The organism is Corallococcus aberystwythensis (assembly GCF_003612165.1).
Classification (GTDB): Bacteria; Myxococcota; Myxococcia; order Myxococcales; family Myxococcaceae; genus Corallococcus; species Corallococcus aberystwythensis.
The window spans coordinates 1-804 of sequence record NZ_RAWK01000552.1 but is presented as its reverse complement, the minus strand read 5'-3'; the positions used below and the strand labels follow the sequence as shown (position 1 = coordinate 804).

Below are 804 nucleotides of genomic sequence, written 5' to 3'. Positions count from 1 at the left end.
CACGTAGGCGCGCGTCGCGGGCAGCGGGCGGCCGATGAGAGGCACTTCGTCACGGCCGACGAGGGCGGCGGTGGAGTAGGTGGTGTCCTCGGAGGGCCCGTAGAGGTTGTAGAGCTTCTGCACCGTGGGGACGGCGTAGACCTGCTTCGCCAGCGTCTCCGGCAGGGCTTCGCCCGCGAGGTTGATGACACGCACGCCCGGCGGCACCGCATTCAGGCGCAGCAGCTGCGCCATGGCAGAAGGCACCGTGTTGACGAGGGTGACGTGGGAAGCAGTAGGCAGCTCCGCGAGGTGCAGGGCGTTGCGAGCCACCACCACCGCGCCGCCGCTGCTCAACGGGGCGAAGAGCTCGAAGACGGAGAGGTCGAAGTTGAGGCTCGTCGCGGCGAGCGTGCCCTTCAACTCCTCCGGAGCGAACGTTGCCAGCGCCCAGTGGAGGAAGGAAACCGCGTTGCCATGGGAGATGGCGACGCCCTTGGGACGACCGGTGCTGCCGGACGTGTAGATGAGGTAGGCGAGATGGCCCGGGTGGATGTCCACAGCCGGCGCCGTGGTGGGCTGCTTCGCCAACTCCGCATCTGAATCAAGGCACACCGGTGTGGCGGCCGTTTCGGGTAGCGCGGAGAGCAGGTGCGAATGGGCCACGAGGGCGGGACCCTGGGCGTCCTCCAGCAGCCAGCCCAGCCGCTCACGCGGGTAGCCGGGATCCAACGGCACATAGGCGCCACCGGCCTTGAGGATGCCGAGAGCACCGATGACGAGGTCCTCGGTACGCTCGACGCAGAGGCCGACGCGGACTTCGGG

1 protein-coding gene is annotated in these 804 nt (G+C 68.8%); it reads right to left on the bottom strand.

What is annotated here, in order from left to right:
• On the bottom strand, positions 1 to 804 hold an 804-nt coding region (locus D7W81_RS41395; RefSeq protein ID WP_147445849.1), incomplete at both ends, for an AMP-binding protein.